Below are 14907 nucleotides of genomic sequence, written 5' to 3'. Positions count from 1 at the left end.
ATCATCTTGCTGCAATAAAGGAACTCACTTATTTTCTGAACTAACGGATCCGTTAACTAAATAACTCCGTATTCGCATGATTAACCAAGGAATAATCATGAAAAAGATATCATCCCTACGTTTTCATAAATTTCAGAAGTGCTTGTTACCATTGGGGAAAATAATCTGTCGTCCTTTGTTTGGCGGCTATAGCCTGGCAATAGACGATACCGTATTTGCGATGGTTGCCGAGGGGGAAATCTATCTTAAGATTTGCGAGCAGGGTGCCGCATATTGCGTGGCCCACGCCAATCCACTTTTAAAAATGCGCAAAAACGGGCGGCCAATTTTTCTTAAATATTATCAGATAAACGAAACGCTTTGGAGTGATAGTAAAATGCTTTTCAAACTATCATCGCTTTCATTGCAGGCCGCGCAAAATGAAAAGAACCAGCAGCGTTATTCCGGCAGGTTGAAAGATCTGCCAAATATTAGTTTTCATATGGAGCTACTATTAATTAACTCGGGCGTAATAGATCAGCAGGCGCTACGTCATATTGGTGCACAGCGCGCGTGGCTTAAGCTGCGAGAGTCGAATAAGGCGCTGACGCTGAATATTCTCTATTCGCTGGAAGGGGCAATTACCGGCGTTCACGCCGCTGCGCTCCCGACGGCGCGGCGCCGGGAGCTGCAGGAGTGGGCTCTCAACCAGCGGTAGGCCTGGCCATGGTTTACTCGGGCTGAACTACCACCTGCTGCTGCAGGCGGCAGATTTCCGGTAATAGCGCTAACAGCAGACTGATTTGCTGGAGCACCAGCGGCTCTTTGCTATCTGCCCGAGGTTCCAGATGTTGGATTCGGGTCTGCAGGCGGGTGAGCGCCTGCTGTACCCGCTGTTCATCGGCCGGGGAATGATGCAGCGCATCGTCCACATAGCAGACCGCGTCATCCAACAGCGCCAAAGTCTCCGGCGTGGTCAGCTGTTCACGATGCGCGCCCAGCGCGGAAATATAGCTGGTGAAGGTATGATTCAGGCAAAGCAGGCGAAAGGCCGTTTCGCGGATGTCGGCATTTGCCCGTGGCTCCGTGGATAAATTTGATACCACGGAGGCCAGCTCACCGTCCCGACTATGGGCATCCCGGCGCGCAACCCGATACGCCAGACGGTTATCGCGACCCTGATGATACTGTTCAAGAATGGCGTCGAGGTAGTGGCAGTTGGCGTTTATCGCCTGATCCAGAGCCCGCGGCAGGTTACGGAACTTCCAGTCCGGCCAAATAAAGCTGACCGCAGCCCAGGCAATCGCACAGCCGATGAGGGTGTCAAAGATGCGCGGCAGGGCAACCTCGAAGCCTTCACCCAGCAGGTTAAAGCACAGCAGCACCAGTAAGGTAATGAACATGGTGGCGTGGGCATATTGTACATTGCGAAAGGCAAAGAACAGGACGCCGGTAAGGACGATCAGCAGCAGCTGGCCTTCGACCGAGGGCACCAGCAGCAGTAGCGGTAGACCAACAGCCACCCCTATCAGGGTGCCAATAATCCTCAGGGCCAGGCGGTGGCGGGTGGCGTTATAGTTTGGCTGACAAACAAACAGGCTGGTTAGCAGGATCCAGTAGCCGTGATTGAGCCCGGTTAACTGGATAAACGCATAGCCTGCGCACAGTACCAGCGACATTCTCACCGCATGACGAAAGAGGGCCGATTCCGGTGACAGGTTGCGGCGTAAGCGAAGCCAGATATCGCTAAGGCCGCTCAGACGCTCTTCCGCGAGCAAATTCTCCGTCGTCCCGTGAGCCGGTGCGGCGACCTGAGCGGACTCGATGGTTGCCAGCTGGGCGTCAATCGCTCTCAGGTTATTCAGCAGGAAGCCCAGCGCTTTAACTTGCTCCAGCGGCTCTCCGCTGGCACGCACGCGATCAAGCGCGGCATCGAGATGCATAAACGCGCGCTCGAAATGCGCATCATGCTGGTACGGTTCGCGCAGCAAAATCGCGCGGGACAATTTCTGACACGCCTGGGCCTGCATCGACAGCATGCGCTGAAAGCGAAACATGATATCGCTGTAGCGGAAGCGGTCGCGTAGCGTTTGATACTGAATATGCGATGAGCTGGCGCGCTCGTGGATATCCTGGGCCACGAAGTAATACTGCAGCGTCCTTCGGGTGCCTCGCTGCCCGCGGTCGCCGCGCAGGCGGGTGAGCAGCGACGTTTTTGTCTGGTTGAGCGTCGTAACCAGCTGGCCATTCGCGATGGCCAGATCGTAGAGTGGCGCCTGGCTTTCATCTTCAATATCCGGGTCAAACATGCGCGATTTGAGATCCAGATAGCGCGCCAGCAGCTCATAGCTGCGCGCAAGGTTGTCCTGAAGCGGGCGAATCGGGAAAATAATATGTCCGGCCAGGGTCAGCAGGTTGTACCAAACGGCGCCGGTCAGCAAAAATAGCGGCTGCAGGTACCAGCGATCGTAGAGCGTGACCCCCAGCATGGTGTAGATAGCGATCAGCAGCGCGCCGAAGGCGATAGTGGCGTAACGCTGCCCCAGGCCGCCGAGTAAAATAAATCCGGTGGTAGAGAGGGTTAAACCGATTGCAAACAGCCACGGCCAGGGAAAAAGGAGCTCCACCGAAGCCGAGGCGATAAAAAAGCACACCAGGGTGATGGCCAGATTGCGTAACCGTCCGGTCAGGCGATCGTCGAGATCGGTTAACGCGGCGGCAACCACCCCCAGCGTTAAAGGAATAGTCAGTTTTACTTCGCCAAGCCACCATGGAACGGCGGTTGTGCCGCAAAGTGCGACGAAAATCCTGGCGTTATAGAGCCAGGCGCTGTTCCATGTATAACGGCGTAGCAGAGGGCTAAGCATGTCAGTATTCCGTTCGATTACTGGAAACGGCGGCGCGCGTTAGCTTCACGCGCGGCGCGGGCAGTTTCGACGGAAACAACCCGACGTCCCACGGGCCACAGCGCAATGGCAGCGATTTTAAAGTTGGCGATACCAACCGGGATACCGATAATGGTCAGACACTGGGCGATGCCGCTAAAGATATGCATCAGGCACAGCCACCAGCCGAAGAAAATAAACCATAAAATATTCAGCACGGTACCGCCTGCATTCAGCAGGCTGTTTTTGCCCTGCGGCTCGAGTTCATCGACGTGAATGGCTTCATTGCCATAGGGTAGAAGGGAGAGTCGGGTAATTTCCCAGCATGAGCGGGTCAGCGGCAGCGTGAAGATCAGAATGATGCTGACCAGCGTCGCCAGCAGCCAGCCCAGCGTAGTGGCGAAACCGCCGAGGATAAAGTTCAAAATATTCAGAATGGTACGCATAAACCCTCCGTTCACTCCTGTGGATAATAAGACCCGGCCATTGTAACGTTTTTTACGCTGGAGCACCCGGTCACTGGCGGTTAAACTTAAAAACATCCAACCTGATTGATATTCGGCATGATATGGAACTTAAAGCGACAACATTGGGCAAACGCATGGCGCAGCATCCCTATGACAGGGTGCAGCTGCTTAACGCCGGGGTGAAGGTTTCCGGCGATAGCCACGAGTATCTTATACCTTTCAATCAGTTATTGTCAGTTCATTGTCGGCGCGGGCTGGTCTGGGGCGAGCTGGAGTTCGTACTACCGGACGGTAAGGTTGTGCGTTTGCATGGTACCGAATGGAGTGAAACCCAGCGTTTCTTTCATCATCTGGATGCGCTATGGCAGCAGTGGAGCGCGGAAATGAGCACCATTGCCGCCGACCTACTGAGCCAGCAGCTGGCGGAGATCGCCCGCTCCAGCGCAGAAGGCAAGTGGTTGACCCGTCAGCAGGTCAGCGAAGTGCAGGGTAAAATTCGCCGGGCGCTCACCGGGCTGCCGATACCGACCAGCCGGCTTGACGCTTTCGACAACTGCCGCGAGCCGTGGCGCCAATGCCAGCGCTGGCTGGGTGATACCGAGGCGGCCAGAGTTGCCCATAATCAGGCTTTCACGGCGTCGATGCTGGAGCAGTACGGCGCATTTTTTGCGGGCGTGGAGTCGTCGCCGCTGAACCCGGCGCAGGCGCGAGCGGTGGTGAACGGCGAGCGTTCTCTGCTGGTCCTTGCCGGCGCCGGCAGCGGCAAGACGTCGGTGCTGGTTGCCCGTGCCGGATGGCTGCTCACACGAGGCGAAGCGGCGGCTGAGCAGATCCTGCTGCTGGCGTTTGGTCGTCAGGCGGCGCAGGAGATGGATGAGCGCATTCGCGAGCGGCTGGGCTCAGATGATATTTCGGCGCGGACGTTTCATTCCCTGGCTCTGCATATTATTCAGCAGGGCAGTAAAAAAGTACCGTCTATTAGCCAGCTCGAGAGCGATAGCCAGGCGCGTCAGGCGCTGCTGGTGAAAAACTGGCAGCAGCAGTGTCAGGAGAAAAAGGCGCATGCCAAGGGGTGGCGACAGTGGCTGGAAGACGAGATGGGCTGGGAGGTGCCGGAGAGCGGCTTCTGGCAGGATAAGAAAATAGCGCGGCGAATGGCGAGCCGTCTCGATCGCTGGGTCAGCCTAATGCGCATGCACGGCGGCTCGCAGGCAGAAATGATTGCCGACGCGCCGGAGGAGATACGCGAGCTTTTTGCTAAGCGCGTCAAATTAATGGCCCCGCTGCTGAAGGCGTGGAAAACGGCGCTGAAAGAGGAAAACGCGGTCGATTTCTCCGGCCTGATCCATCAGGCCATCAATATTCTTGATAAGGGACGTTTTGTCAGCCCGTGGAAGCATATTCTGGTTGATGAATTCCAGGATATTTCACCGCAGCGGGCCTCGCTGCTGGCCGCGCTGCGCCGGCAGAATGCCCAGACCACGCTATTTGCGGTCGGCGACGACTGGCAGGCAATCTATCGCTTCAGCGGCGCCCAGCTTTCGCTGACGACCGCGTTCAACCACTATTTTGGTGAAGGGGATTGCTGCGCGCTGGATACCACATATCGCTTTAATGGCCGCATTGGCGAAGTGGCGAACGGCTTTATTCAACAAAACCCGCACCAGCTGAGCAAACCGCTCAATAGCCTGACCGCCGGGGATAAAAAAGCCGTCACGCTGCTGGCGGACGATAAGCTTGATGATTTGCTCGATAAGCTGAGCGGCTATGTGAAAGCGGATCAGCGGATCCTGCTGTTGGCGCGCTATCACCATCTGAAACCCGCCGCGCTGGAGAAGGCCGCAACGCGATGGCCGAATCTGCAGCTCGATTTTATGACGATTCACGCCAGTAAAGGGCAGCAGGCGGATTTCGTCATTATTCTTGGGCTTCAGGATGGCGATGATGCGTTCCCGGCTCCGGCGCGAGAGTCGATCATGGAAGAGGCGTTACTGCCGCAGCCGGAGGATTTTCCCGATGCAGAAGAGCGGCGCCTGCTCTACGTTGCCATCACTCGTGCGCGTCTTCGCGTCTGGCTATTGTTCAGCAGGGAACGACCGTCGGCCTTTGTGGAGATGCTGGAAGCGCTGGATGTGCCGGTCGCGAGAAAACCGTAACGGCTGGCGGCCGGGCCGCCAGCCGCAGAGGCTACTTAAGACGTTCCGCCAGGTAACGTTGATAATCCGGGATCAGAATATCAAGAGGCTCGCCAAAGTTTGGCGACAGGATAATAAAGTCGGCGGTTGAGGCGTTGGTGGCGACGGGAATATTCCATACCGTCGCCAGGCGCAGCAGCGCCTTAACGTCCGGGTCGTGAGGCACGGCGTTGAGCGGATCCCAGAAGAAAATCAGCACATCAATTTTCCCTTCCGCAATTAGCGCGCCGACCTGCTGGTCGCCGCCCATCGGGCCGCTAAGCATCGCGTTAACTTCAAGTCCGGTTGCCCGGGAGATGAGGTTGCCGGTAGTACCCGTTGCGTAGAGTTCGTGTTGCGTCAGCAGCGTCTGGTGGCGAGCAACCCACTTCATCAGCATATCTTTGCAGTGATCGTGAGCAACCAGGGCGATATGTTTGCGCGCGGGCAGCGTACGTGTCGTCAGTTCCATAGTTTTATTCCACATTTTAGTCTGCAGACAGATTACTGGAAGTGACTGCTGCTGCAAGCCTCAGGGTGAAAAATTTTGACGTATCCATTAATCGGAGCGGATGGCCGGTTAGCCTGGTTTAGCTTACACTTGGGCTAAATAGCGGGAGGATAAAATGAAAGAGAACGATATTGCCGGCATTCTGACCTCAACCCGGACTATTGCGCTGGTGGGCGCCAGCGACAAACCGGACCGCCCAAGCTATCGGGTGATGAAGTATCTGCTGGAGCAGGGGTATCACGTGATCCCGGTTTCGCCAAAGGTGGCGGGTAAAACGCTGCTGGGGCAGCAGGGCTACGCAACGCTGGCTGATGTGGCGGAAAAAGTGGATATGGTCGACGTATTTCGCAACTCCGACGCGGCGCTGGGCGTCGCTCAGGAAGCTATTGCCATCGGCGCCAGGACGCTGTGGTTGCAGCTGGGAGTGATTAACGAGCAGGCGGCCGTCCTGGCGCGTGAGGCTGGGCTAAACGTGGTGATGGATCGCTGCCCGGCGATTGAAATCCCGAGGTTAGGGCTGGCGAAGTAAATAAAAAACCCCGCAGCGGCGGGGTTTTTTCTGCTAGTTGCGCAGTCGAGGCGCCTGCAGCTGCTGGCGAATGGTCCTTGCCAGCTCGTCCATTGAGGGTTGCTCAGGATGCTCGTCGCTGGGCTCGCTGCTGAGCTGCGCTTCGGCAAGATAGGTATGAACGGGCTGACCATCCTCATCTTCCATCACCACATGATACCAGGGCAGTGCCCGCAGCTCGTCATTGGCCGCAATTTCGTCCTCCGCCGGCTCGGCAAGCGAATATTCTGGATCGATATCAACGACAACGCCGAGGAAGCCTAACAGAGTATGGCGAACCTGCTGGCCGATACCGAATTTGCTGGCAATCATAGGCACCTCCTGGGAAACGTTATTACCTGCTATATGCGGGCGACGTTCCACTTTTCAAGTTACATGATGCGGCAGGCAAACCCTTTCAGATACAGACCTTCCGGGTAGGTTGCGATCACGGGATGGTCGGCAGCCTGGCGGAACTGTTCTATAAATTGTACATCACGTCCGGCGTCAATTGCGGCATCGGCGATGATTTTCTGAAATAAATCGGTAGTCATCAGGCCTGAGCAGGAGAAGGTCAGCAGAACTCCGCCGGGATTGAGCAGCTGGATAGCCAGCATGTTGATATCTTTATAGCCGCGGCAGGCGCCCATCAGCTGGTTTTTGTTCTCAACAAATTTCGGCGGATCCATCACGATCACGTCAAACTTTTCATTCTGGTCACGATACTTACGCAGCAGCTTAAAGACGTCGTCGCGGACAAATTCAGCTTTGGAGAGATCGAGCCGGTTCAGTTCGATATTCTGCTTCGCCACGTCGAGCGCCTCCTGGGAGGTATCGACGCTGATGACCTGGCTGCAGCCGCCCATTAGCGCGGAAACGGCGAAACCGCCGGTATAGGAGAAGCAGTTGAGGACGCGTTTGTCGGCAACGTAGCGGCGGGTCGCCAGGCGGCTATCGCGCTGATCGAGATAGTAGCCGGTTTTGTGGCCGCCCTGAATATCTACCAGCAGCTGCATTCCGTGCTCGGTGATGGGCAGCAGCGCAGGCGGCATTTCGCCGGTAACCAGCCCCTGGGCCAGATCCAGACCCTCTTTTTTACGTACCGCGACATCGCTGCGATCGTAAATAGAGCAGGTGGGGAACAGCGTCTGCAGTGCGCTAACGATGGAGGCACGCTGGTATTCGGCGCCGGCGCTGAGCAGCTGCAGAACGAAAAAATTGCCGAAACGGTCAATGGTGGCGCCCGGAAGCCCGTCGGACTCGCCGGCAATCAGGCGATAGCTGTCGAGGCCATCGCGTGCCGCCAGCCATTCGCGCCAGGTTTGCGCCTGCTGCAGACGGCGTTCGAAAAAGGCAATATCGATCTCCTCGTTGCGGTCAAAGCTCCAGACGCGGGCGCGGATCTGCGACGACGGAGAGAACGCGCCGCGGGCCAGCCATTTCCCCTGCGAATCGACAATATCGATGGTTTCGCCGGAACGGGCTTTACCTTCCATACGGGCGACGGCGCCGGAGAAAATCCAGGGATGGCGACGCAGCAGGGATTTCTCGCGTCCTTTGGTCAACACTAAGCGGGGGAAAATGGAATCTGTCATGGGGCTACCTTTAGCAACGGGAATGTCGGCACCGAAAAATGGCGCGTAGGTTAGCACATGTGGCCGCCGCAAGCACCATGCCCTCTGCGCGAGCAGGTGAGCGTTTCGGCACAAAACGCAGGCACTTTGGCACAATAAAGATCACCCGCGGATCTTACAGTGTTTTCCTCAACCCAACGGAGGAAAATACAATGAAAACGGGATTTGGCTTGGCAACGGCCTTGATGTTAGCGATGAGCGGTAGCGCGGCGGCGGCGCAGTTTCAGGCGACCAGCGGCGATATGCGGGATGAAGGAAGCCTCGCCCAGGCTCATTGGTTCAGCGGTTTTGGCTGCAGCGGCGGCAACGTCTCGCCGCAGCTGGCCTGGAAAAATGCGCCGCCGGGGACCCGTAGTTTTGCCGTCACTGCCTATGACCCGGATGCGCCAACCGGCAGCGGCTGGTGGCACTGGACGGTGGTGAATATCAGCAGCAGCGTGACGAGTTTAGCCGCTGGCGCCGGGGATAAAAACGGCGCTAAACTGCCGGGCGGAGCGGTGCAGGGACGCAATGATTTTGGCTATGCCGGATTTGGCGGCGCCTGTCCGCCCGCCGGGGATAGGCCTCATCGCTACCGCTTTACCGTATGGGCGCTTGATACGCCGACATTACCCATTGATGCGCAGGCCAGCGGCGCGCTGGTCGGATTTATGTTGCATAGCCACGCTATCGCCAGCGCGCAGCTGACGGCAAGGGCGGGGCGCTAACCCCATAAGGATGGCCTGATGCAGAATATAAACTTTCGCCATAACGCCTTAAGCGCGGCGGAAATCACTTCCCGGCGGCTGTATAAACTGCATCGCGTGACGCTATTTGCCCCCGCTCTGTGCCGGGTCAATCGCGGCAGCAAAATTATCGTTCAGGGCGTCAGCCAGATGCTGGCCACCCCGCAGCAGCTGATTATTCTGCCAGCCGATCTTGAGCTCGAGGTGATTAATCAGCCGGATAACGGGCTTTTTTGCTCCGATCTGCTCTCCCTGACGCCCGACCTGCTGGCGGATTTTAAAGCGCGCTATATGAGCGAGCCGCAGCCCGGGCGGCTCACCTCCCTGTGCGCGCCGGTAACGCCGGATCTGCTGTTTATGTGGCAAAACGTCCTGCAGGCGGTGCGCGGCGGGCTGTCGGCGGAGCTTCAGCATCATCAGGCGATGGGGCTGCTGCTGGCGCTGCATCAGGCGGGCTACGCCGGGCCGCTGCTCAATGAGAGGCAGCAGAATCTGAGCGGCCAGGTGCGGCAAATTATTATGCTGTCGCCCGCGCAGGCGTGGAGCGTCCCGCGGGTGGCGAAGATGCTGTTTCTTGGCGAATCGACGCTGCGCCGTCGCCTGCAGCAGGAAGATCAAAGTTTTCGCCAGATTGTTGAGGAGGTGCGTATGGCCTATGCCCTCGGCCAGCTACAATCGACCTCATTACCGATAGGTGAGATCGCCCTCAACAGCGGCTATCAGTCCGGTTCGCGTTTCACGGCGCGCTTTCGCCAGCACTATGGCCTGCTGCCGAAACACGTACGCTAGCCAGAATTTGCTATTCTCAGCATAGAGTTATTGGCAACAAAGGAGATTAATCATGGCGACGCTCTGCACGATGGCATGGGTATATGGTTCAGTTCAGGGGGTTGGCTTTCGCTACACCACGCAGCGGGAGGCGCTACGCCTGGGGCTAACGGGCTATGCGCGCAATCTTGACGACGGCAGCGTCGAGGTTCTGGCCTGCGGCGAGGCGGAGCAGGTGGCGGCGCTGGTTAACTGGCTGAAGGAGGGCGGGCCCCGCAGCGCGCGGGTCGACCGGGTGCATACCGAGCCCCATCAGCCCACCAGAGAGTGGCAAAAGTTCTCTATCCTGTACTAGATGCATTTCACCGGTTTGGGCAGGCCGGCAATTTTCGTTGCCTGTTTGGCGGGGCCTTTGGGGAACAGACGGTAGAGATAGCGGCTGTTGCCTTTCTCTTCGCCGAACTTATTTGCCATCGCCTTCACTAACATCCGAATGGCCGGCGAGGTGTTGAACTCCAGATAAAAGTCGCGAACAAAACGCACGACCTCCCAGTGTTCAGCCGACAGGACAATACCTTCCTGCCCGGCAATGGCCGTGGCCAGGGCTTCACTCCAGAGGGTGGTATCTTTCAGATAGCCTTCGCTATCGGTCTCAATTTCATTGCCTTCAAAGATCAACATAATTCTTCACACACCGCTAAAACTGGCGGCAGTTTAGCAAAAAAAAAGGCCCCGCATAAGCAGGGCCCGAGAAGAACGCGGGAGAGATTAGTCTTTGCTGGCGAAGCCCAGAATGCTCAGCAGGCTGACAAAGATGTTGTACAGCGACACGTACAGGCTCACGGTTGCGCGGATATAGTTGGTTTCGCCGCCGCGGATGATGTTGCTGGTTTCAAACAGAATGGCGCCGGATGAAATCAGAATAAACACCGCGCTGATGGCCAGATGCAGAGCCGGCAGCTGCAGGAAGATATTCGCAACCATACCGATCAGCACCACCACGACGCCCGCCATCAGCATTCCGCCAAGGAAAGACATATCTTTGCGGGTCGTGAGCACGTAAGCCGAGCAGCAGAAGAACACCAGCGCGGTACCGCCCAGCGCCAGGCCGATCAAATCACCCATACCTGCTGACAGATAGGCGTTAAGCATCGGCCCAAGGATATAGCCCAGGAAGCCGGTAAAGGCGAAGGCCGCGAGGATACCCGAGGGCTTATCGGCCAGCTTATAGGTCAGGAACATCAGCCCGTACATGCCGACCAGGGTCAGAATCAGCCCGGGAGAAGGCAGCATCAGGACCGTGCTTGCCGTTGCCGTGATGGCAGAAAATGCCAGCGTCAGGCTGAGCAGGAAATAGGTATTCCGCAGAACTTTGTGCGTGCTGAGCAGCGATGAACGGTCACGCGACGACGTAATTATACGATCCATGAGTCACTCTCTTATGACAGATGTTATTAATAATGCAGCATAAAAAAACCACGCCGGAAGCCATAGTGCTTTTACCCATCTTTACTTAGACCTCAACGCAAGTGACTAGCATATTATTCCGATGAATAACCAAAAGGCAGTGTGTTTGTGCGTTTAGCGTCGAAAACCAGATCGAAATCTGATAGGTTACTGAAAAATATTGCGTTATAGCCATTCTGTGGCTAAGTGTGGAGAGGGTACAAACGAAGCGTCATAAAGGCAAGGGATATGAAATTACAAAAATATAACGACATCACGCAGGCATTAATGATGGTGGGTTTACTCGCCGCAGCGGCGCCGGCTCTGGCTGCGCAGGTCCCGGTTGGGACCGCGCTGGCAGAGAAGCAGGAGCTGGTCAGAAATAACGGCAGCGAGCCCTCATCGCTGGATCCGCATAAAGTCGAAAGCGACGTTGAATTCAACATCATCAGCGATCTCTTCGAAGGGCTGGTCAGCGTCTCTCCCGGGGGCGAGATTGAGCCTCGTCTGGCCGAGAAATGGGAAAATAAAAATAACACCGTTTGGACGTTCCATCTTCGCCCGGGCATCACGTGGTCTGACGGGACCGCGATTACCGCGCAGGATATTGTCTGGAGCTGGCAGCGGCTGGTCTCCCCGGCTACGGCATCACCCTACGCCAGCTATCTGGGGAATATGCATATTGTGAATGCTCAGGATATCGCGCAGGGTAAAAAAACGCCCGATACGCTGGGCGTGAAGGCTATCGATGACGCCACGCTGGAAGTCACCTTAAGCCAGCCTAACGCGGCGTTCTTACCGATGCTGGCGCACCCGTCTCTGGTGGCGCTTGATAAAGTGCTGGTTAGTCGCTTCGGCGAGAAGTGGACCAAACCCGAGCATATGGTGACCAGCGGCGCCTATAAATTGTCCCAGTGGGTGGTGAACGAGCGTATTGTGGCCGAGCGCAATCCGCGCTATTGGGATAATGCCGATACCGTCATCAATAAAGTGACCTATTTGCCCATTAGCTCCGAGGCGGCAGATGTTAACCGCTATAAAGCGGGGGAAATCGATATCGTTTATACGGTGCCGATTAACCAGTTTGCTCAGTTGAAAAAAACCATGGGCGAGCAGCTGGACGTCTCGCCGCAGCTGGCGACCTACTATTATGAGTTCAATACCACGAAGCCGCCGTTTAACGACCCGCGGGTCCGGCTGGCGCTGAATATGGCGCTGGATAAAGACATCATCGCGGAGAAGGTATTGGGACAGGGTCAGCGTCCGGCATGGCTAATTAGCCAGCCTGATATTGGCGGCGTAAAGCTGCAGAACCCTGACTATGCCAGCTGGCCGCGCGACAAGCGTATTGCCGAGGCGAAAAAGCTGCTGAGCGAAGCCGGTTATAACGACAGCCACCCGCTGGTGTTCAATTTGCTCTACAACACTTCCGAATCGCATCAGCGTGTGGCGATTGCCGCCAGCTCGATGTGGAAGAAAAACCTCGGCGTTGAGGCGAAGCTGCAAAACCAGGAGTGGAAAACGATGCTCGACACCATGCATACGCATAACTTTGATGCCGTGCGCTATGCGTGGATTGCCGATTATGATGATGCCGCAACCTTCCTCAATAACTTCCGTACCGGCGATAGTGAAAACACCAGCCAGTACAGCAACCCTGCGTACGATGAAGCGTTGCGTAATGCGGCTAAAGCGCCGGACGTTGCCACCCGCGGCAAGTTTTATCAGCAGGCGGAGGATCTGTTGGGCAAAGATGTCCCGGCCGTCCCGGTTTACCACTACGTCCGCACGCATCTGGTGAAGCCGTGGGTTGGCGGATTTACGCCGGATAAGCTGGGGTACTACTTCACCAGGGATATGTACATCAAAAAACATTAACGCTGAGAGGGCGCCTGACGCTGAAATTCTGCACAAACCGCCTGATTTTCAGACGAATAACACGTTTTTGTTTATTTTTAAGGCAGTTGAACAAGATCGTGCTTTACAGCCTGAACAGAGGTGTTTATAGTGCGCCCCATACCGGAAGCGTGGCCGAGCGGTTGAAGGCACCGGTCTTGAAAACCGGCGACCCGAAAGGGTTCTAGAGTTCGAATCTCTACGCTTCCGCCAAATAAAACAAGGGGTTACCGAAAGGTAGCCCCTTGTTGCTTTGGGCTCTTGGTATAGTGTTGGTATATTCACTTGGTATATTCCATGATTGATTTCCTTCATATACATATCTTTTACATCTCGCACTCATCCCTTTCAGAATTTTCTTGATACAATAACCCTACTTTGCAAAGAACAAAGCATTGTGCTCACTTCTTGGTCGTTTTAGCCCTATCATTGCTTTTTTATTGACCGTTGTTTCTTTGCTGTTATGTGATTAAGTATCTGTTTTACCTATATTAAAATTTTGATTCTCCTTCAAAACTCACGGGTTAGTAAGAAACACTTATATTCATGATGCTTCTTACGCGACTTTTCCGTTACAATGTCTGCAACTGGATTTTAGTTGCAATCAGGCCCTTGATGGATATACTGGAATGAGTAAAAGTAAGAAACTACGCGAGCGACTTGGATCGCTTCCGAAAGATTTTACCTGGGATGAGCTCGTTACTTTGCTGGGTCAATATGGCTTTAATGTCCTCAATGGCACTGGTTCTAGGCGAAAATTTGTTAATCAAAATGGTCGTTTGGTCTCCTATCACTGTCCTCACCCAGGCAATATCGTAAAAGAGTACGTGCTGAAGGATGTTAGGGCTCTTTTAGATGAGCTAGATAATTATGAGTAATATGCTGAAATTTAAAGGTTATTTTGGAAGTGTTGAGTTTTCTTTAGAGGACAAAGTTCTCCATGGGAAGATTCAATGCGTAAATGATCTTGTTACGTACGAGGCGGAAACACTTGATGGTTTGCAGTCTGCCTTCGAAGAAGCTGTCGATGATTATCTTGAAACCTGTATGGCTCTCAATAAAGATCCAGAGAAGCCTATGAGTGGTACGTTTAACGTTCGTATCGGACCTGATTTGCATAAGAAAGCGTATCTGGCAGCATGTGCTGACGGTAAAAGTCTCAATGATTATGTTAAGTCAGCAATCGAAGAGAAAGTCGTCGGTAAAACGGAATACCACTTCCACATTGAAAAGCGCGAGAAAACAGAAGTATTCGCCCATGAATACAATGCCAGTTCATTGCGTGAGACTAAGTGGGTCGGTGCTATCAGCAAAGGGACGCGTCACTGATGCTAGAAAAAATTAAATACGGCGGATTCGAGATTTCATCTTCGCAGTTCGTACAGCATAAGGACAGCGAAGGCGGTCGATTTAAGCTATCCGTGGATAAATGCCAGTTTGGATATGATTATGATGAGTCTGAAGAGAAGGGTAATATTCAGATCATTGTCGAATCATCAATCAAAGGTTTTGACGAACAGGCTCTAGAAGATCCTGAAAACCCAAATGAGGACGGTCTCGCCTTCGAGGTAAATTCTAAAATTTTAGTTTACTTTGATGTTGAAGATAAACAGCCTATTACAGATGAGTTTTGTAAAGAAAACTCTTGGTTTTTTGAGAACTTTTATTCGATATCCATGAAGTTGGCCCTTGAGTCAACGATGCAGAATACACCTATGCAAAGTATCGATTTGCCTTGGTACATTCCTTCGGTTGCAACGGAAGAATAAAATTAAAGCCCTGCTCTAACAGGGCTTTAGAGGAGCGGAAAGTGCTCTAACACATTCCGCAGAGTATGGAGGTAATTCAACCGCAACACTCTTCTTTGACAAGCGC

General features: G+C 54.6%; 17 protein-coding genes and 1 tRNA gene. 11 read left to right on the top strand and 7 right to left on the bottom strand.

Going from position 1 to position 14907, the window contains the following annotated elements; genetic code table 11:
* Window positions 1–97 precede the first annotated feature (97 nt).
* Entirely contained in the window at window positions 98–697 is a 600-nt protein-coding gene (locus AC1M2H_RS17985; RefSeq protein ID WP_480148434.1) for a TfoX/Sxy family DNA transformation protein, read from the top strand.
* A 13-nt stretch (window positions 698–710) separates the two neighbouring features.
* On the opposite strand, the gene yccS is transcribed toward AC1M2H_RS17985, so the two are convergent.
* Both yccS and AC1M2H_RS17975 read right to left on the bottom strand, forming a co-directional pair.
* A complete protein-coding gene (gene yccS / locus AC1M2H_RS17980; RefSeq protein WP_480148433.1) occupies window positions 711–2846 on the bottom strand; it encodes a YccS family putative transporter in 2136 nt (711 codons plus the stop codon).
* A gap of 17 nt (window positions 2847–2863) precedes the next feature.
* On the bottom strand, window positions 2864–3310 hold the full coding sequence (locus tag AC1M2H_RS17975) for a YccF domain-containing protein (RefSeq protein ID WP_041144834.1): 447 nt from the start codon (window positions 3308–3310) through the stop codon (window positions 2864–2866).
* A 122-nt stretch (window positions 3311–3432) separates the two neighbouring features.
* Between AC1M2H_RS17975 and helD the strand changes: the two genes are divergently transcribed.
* On the top strand, window positions 3433–5487 hold the full coding sequence (gene helD / locus AC1M2H_RS17970; RefSeq protein ID WP_480148432.1) for a DNA helicase IV: 2055 nt from the start codon (window positions 3433–3435) through the stop codon (window positions 5485–5487).
* Between the two features lie 31 nt (window positions 5488–5518).
* On the opposite strand, the gene mgsA is transcribed toward helD, so the two are convergent.
* Window positions 5519–5977 carry a methylglyoxal synthase gene (gene mgsA / locus AC1M2H_RS17965; protein WP_480148431.1) on the bottom strand — a complete coding sequence of 153 codons (459 nt, stop codon included), beginning with the start codon at window positions 5975–5977 and terminating at the stop codon, window positions 5519–5521.
* A gap of 154 nt (window positions 5978–6131) precedes the next feature.
* On the opposite strand from mgsA, the gene AC1M2H_RS17960 reads away from it, so the two are divergent.
* Window positions 6132–6545: a CoA-binding protein gene (locus tag AC1M2H_RS17960; RefSeq protein WP_426815208.1), complete on the top strand. Its 414-nt coding sequence runs from the start codon at window positions 6132–6134 to the stop codon at window positions 6543–6545.
* 33 nt (window positions 6546–6578) lie between these two features.
* Here AC1M2H_RS17960 and hspQ read toward each other — a convergent pair whose 3' ends face one another.
* The gene (gene hspQ, locus AC1M2H_RS17955) at window positions 6579–6896 is read right to left on the bottom strand and encodes a heat shock protein HspQ (RefSeq protein ID WP_041144837.1); all 318 of its coding nucleotides are present in this window, start codon (window positions 6894–6896) and stop codon (window positions 6579–6581) included.
* 59 nt (window positions 6897–6955) lie between these two features.
* Window positions 6956–8131, bottom strand: a complete 1176-nt coding sequence (gene rlmI, locus AC1M2H_RS17950) for a 23S rRNA (cytosine(1962)-C(5))-methyltransferase RlmI (protein ID WP_480151979.1) — start codon at window positions 8129–8131, stop codon at window positions 6956–6958.
* A 218-nt stretch (window positions 8132–8349) separates the two neighbouring features.
* Between rlmI and AC1M2H_RS17945 the strand changes: the two genes are divergently transcribed.
* Genes AC1M2H_RS17945 through yccX form a run of 3 tightly spaced genes read left to right on the top strand, consistent with a single transcriptional unit; the run spans window position 8350 to window position 10045 of the window.
* The gene (locus AC1M2H_RS17945; protein WP_480148430.1) at window positions 8350–8904 is read left to right on the top strand and encodes a YbhB/YbcL family Raf kinase inhibitor-like protein; all 555 of its coding nucleotides are present in this window, start codon (window positions 8350–8352) and stop codon (window positions 8902–8904) included.
* A gap of 18 nt (window positions 8905–8922) precedes the next feature.
* Window positions 8923–9711 carry a helix-turn-helix transcriptional regulator gene (locus tag AC1M2H_RS17940; RefSeq protein WP_480148429.1) on the top strand — a complete coding sequence of 263 codons (789 nt, stop codon included), beginning with the start codon at window positions 8923–8925 and terminating at the stop codon, window positions 9709–9711.
* 52 nt (window positions 9712–9763) lie between these two features.
* Complete coding sequence (gene yccX / locus AC1M2H_RS17935; RefSeq protein ID WP_480148428.1) at window positions 9764–10045, top strand: acylphosphatase; 282 nt, start codon at window positions 9764–9766, stop codon at window positions 10043–10045.
* Here the strand turns inward: yccX and tusE are convergent.
* Both tusE and yccA read right to left on the bottom strand, forming a co-directional pair.
* Window positions 10042–10371 (bottom strand): sulfurtransferase TusE, encoded by a 330-nt coding sequence (gene tusE, locus AC1M2H_RS17930; RefSeq protein ID WP_426815205.1) that lies wholly within the window; start codon window positions 10369–10371, stop codon window positions 10042–10044. The genes yccX and tusE overlap by 4 nt on opposite strands.
* Before the next feature lie 87 nt (window positions 10372–10458).
* Window positions 10459–11118: an FtsH protease modulator YccA gene (gene yccA, locus AC1M2H_RS17925; protein WP_041144843.1), complete on the bottom strand. Its 660-nt coding sequence runs from the start codon at window positions 11116–11118 to the stop codon at window positions 10459–10461.
* A gap of 267 nt (window positions 11119–11385) precedes the next feature.
* Between yccA and AC1M2H_RS17920 the strand changes: the two genes are divergently transcribed.
* The 5 genes from AC1M2H_RS17920 (at window position 11386) to AC1M2H_RS17900 (ending at window position 14801) form a co-directional block, all read left to right on the top strand.
* On the top strand, window positions 11386–13014 hold the full coding sequence (locus AC1M2H_RS17920; RefSeq protein ID WP_480148427.1) for an ABC transporter substrate-binding protein: 1629 nt from the start codon (window positions 11386–11388) through the stop codon (window positions 13012–13014).
* Between the two features lie 143 nt (window positions 13015–13157).
* Window positions 13158–13245, top strand: a tRNA-Ser gene (locus AC1M2H_RS17915).
* A 416-nt stretch (window positions 13246–13661) separates the two neighbouring features.
* A complete protein-coding gene (locus AC1M2H_RS17910) occupies window positions 13662–13910 on the top strand; it encodes a type II toxin-antitoxin system HicA family toxin (protein ID WP_032722434.1) in 249 nt (82 codons plus the stop codon).
* A complete protein-coding gene (locus AC1M2H_RS17905) occupies window positions 13903–14361 on the top strand; it encodes a type II toxin-antitoxin system HicB family antitoxin (RefSeq protein ID WP_115193215.1) in 459 nt (152 codons plus the stop codon). The genes AC1M2H_RS17910 and AC1M2H_RS17905 overlap by 8 nt, the downstream gene beginning before the upstream one ends.
* Window positions 14361–14801, top strand: coding sequence for a hypothetical protein (locus AC1M2H_RS17900; protein WP_204111837.1), 441 nt, complete (start codon window positions 14361–14363; stop codon window positions 14799–14801). The genes AC1M2H_RS17905 and AC1M2H_RS17900 overlap by 1 nt, the downstream gene beginning before the upstream one ends.
* Window positions 14802–14907: the final 106 nt, after the last annotated feature.

This window comes from Klebsiella sp. F11 (genome assembly GCF_056712265.1).
This window is presented reverse-complemented; position numbering and strand designations above follow the sequence as displayed.

Excerpts from the sequence above, each read along its gene's own strand:
- AC1M2H_RS17960 (WP_426815208.1), top strand. The coding sequence starts at position 6,132 with ATGAAAGAGAACGATATTGCCGGCATTCTGACCTCAACCCGGACTATT.
- yccX (WP_480148428.1), top strand. The coding sequence starts at position 9,764 with ATGGCGACGCTCTGCACGATGGCATGGGTATATGGTTCAGTTCAGGGG.
- AC1M2H_RS17905 (WP_115193215.1), top strand. The coding sequence starts at position 13,903 with ATGAGTAATATGCTGAAATTTAAAGGTTATTTTGGAAGTGTTGAGTTT.
- AC1M2H_RS17940 (WP_480148429.1), top strand. The coding sequence starts at position 8,923 with ATGCAGAATATAAACTTTCGCCATAACGCCTTAAGCGCGGCGGAAATC.
- yccA (WP_041144843.1), bottom strand. The coding sequence starts at position 11,118 with ATGGATCGTATAATTACGTCGTCGCGTGACCGTTCATCGCTGCTCAGC.
- AC1M2H_RS17975 (WP_041144834.1), bottom strand. The coding sequence starts at position 3,310 with ATGCGTACCATTCTGAATATTTTGAACTTTATCCTCGGCGGTTTCGCC.
- AC1M2H_RS17920 (WP_480148427.1), top strand. The coding sequence starts at position 11,386 with ATGAAATTACAAAAATATAACGACATCACGCAGGCATTAATGATGGTG.
- mgsA (WP_480148431.1), bottom strand. The coding sequence starts at position 5,977 with ATGGAACTGACGACACGTACGCTGCCCGCGCGCAAACATATCGCCCTG.
- AC1M2H_RS17900 (WP_204111837.1), top strand. The coding sequence starts at position 14,361 with ATGCTAGAAAAAATTAAATACGGCGGATTCGAGATTTCATCTTCGCAG.
- AC1M2H_RS17910 (WP_032722434.1), top strand. The coding sequence starts at position 13,662 with ATGAGTAAAAGTAAGAAACTACGCGAGCGACTTGGATCGCTTCCGAAA.
- tusE (WP_426815205.1), bottom strand. The coding sequence starts at position 10,371 with ATGTTGATCTTTGAAGGCAATGAAATTGAGACCGATAGCGAAGGCTAT.
- yccS (WP_480148433.1), bottom strand. The coding sequence starts at position 2,846 with ATGCTTAGCCCTCTGCTACGCCGTTATACATGGAACAGCGCCTGGCTC.
- AC1M2H_RS17945 (WP_480148430.1), top strand. The coding sequence starts at position 8,350 with ATGAAAACGGGATTTGGCTTGGCAACGGCCTTGATGTTAGCGATGAGC.
- AC1M2H_RS17985 (WP_480148434.1), top strand. The coding sequence starts at position 98 with ATGAAAAAGATATCATCCCTACGTTTTCATAAATTTCAGAAGTGCTTG.
- hspQ (WP_041144837.1), bottom strand. The coding sequence starts at position 6,896 with ATGATTGCCAGCAAATTCGGTATCGGCCAGCAGGTTCGCCATACTCTG.
- helD (WP_480148432.1), top strand. The coding sequence starts at position 3,433 with ATGGAACTTAAAGCGACAACATTGGGCAAACGCATGGCGCAGCATCCC.